Annotated in this window: 1 protein-coding gene; it reads left to right on the top strand. The window is 48.2% G+C overall.

Annotation, left to right across the window (positions count from 1 at the left end; all coding sequences use genetic code 11):
• Positions 1–1,145: tyrosine-type recombinase/integrase (locus tag H8S57_RS16810; RefSeq protein WP_186909088.1), on the top strand; the 1,145-nt coding region annotated here is incomplete at both ends.

Below are 1,145 nucleotides of genomic sequence, written 5' to 3'. Positions count from 1 at the left end.
CAAAAGGAGGAACAGATCAGTATGCCAGCGGTACACCTGCAAGAAAACAGCAAACTAATCTCCGGCCATGTGGCCGAGAAAAAAGGGTATCTCTATTGGGTTCTAAACCTTACCGATGAGAACGGTAAGAGAAAGCCCAAATGGATTCCCACCCATAAGAAAGTCAAGGGCAATAAGACCTGGGCAAACAATATGCTTCCCACCATCCGAAAAGAATGGACGGAAAAGCTGCTTCAGGAGGCTACGGCCTCACAGCAGTCGGCTTCTCCGTCTGGCCCGTCATCCGCAGCGATTTCCTTTGTGGATTTCCTGTACCAGTGGCTTGAGTACAAGTACAAGTCTGCTACCGGACGGGTGATGGACAGCAAGCCCATTGAACTCTCGACCTATTCGGGATACGAACAACAGCTTAACAACCCCATCGCCCCGTATTTCCGAGAGCATCCTGTCGCCCTTTGTGACCTTACCAAACAAGATATTCTCGCTTTTTATGAGAAAGAATTGGAACGGGTCAAGCCGACCACCGTTAAACATTACCACGCTCTGATTCATGGGGCGTTGAATTATGCGGTTGACAAAAATCTGATTCCAAGCAATCCGGCTGACCGGATTATCATTTCCAAGCCTGAACCCTTCAAGGGTGACTACTACCTGGATTCGGAAGTCCTGAATCTGTTTGAAGTTATCAAGGGGCATAAGATCGAGCTGGTAGTTCTACTGACTGCTTTTTACGGCCTGCGCCGCAGTGAGGTTATCGGTTTGAAATGGAGTGCCTTTGACTTCAACCATAACTGCTTCTCCATTCGGCATACGGTAACAACCTGCAATGTAAAGGGAGAGCGGGTCACGATTAAGAAGGACAAGGCAAAGAACAAATCCAGTCTGCGGACTTATCCATTGATTCCTTTTTTGAAAGAACGGTTGCTGGAGGCCAAGAAACAGCAGGAAGAAAATCGCAAGCTGTGCGGGCGCGCCTACAACAAAGAATATCTGGGATATGTCTGTGTCGATGTGATTGGCAATCTGATTAAACCCAACTATGTGTCCTCGACCTTTGGGAAGTTGCTTGCCAAGAACAATTTACGGCACATTCGTTTCCACGATCTTCGCCATACCTGTGCCTCGCTTTTGCTGGCCAACGGTGT

The sequence above is a fragment of the Lawsonibacter hominis genome, assembly GCF_014287895.1.
Lineage (GTDB): Bacteria > Bacillota > Clostridia > Oscillospirales > Oscillospiraceae > Lawsonibacter_A > Lawsonibacter_A hominis.
The sequence above is the reverse complement of the archived record's forward strand: the minus strand, read 5'-3'. Positions and strand labels throughout refer to the sequence as shown.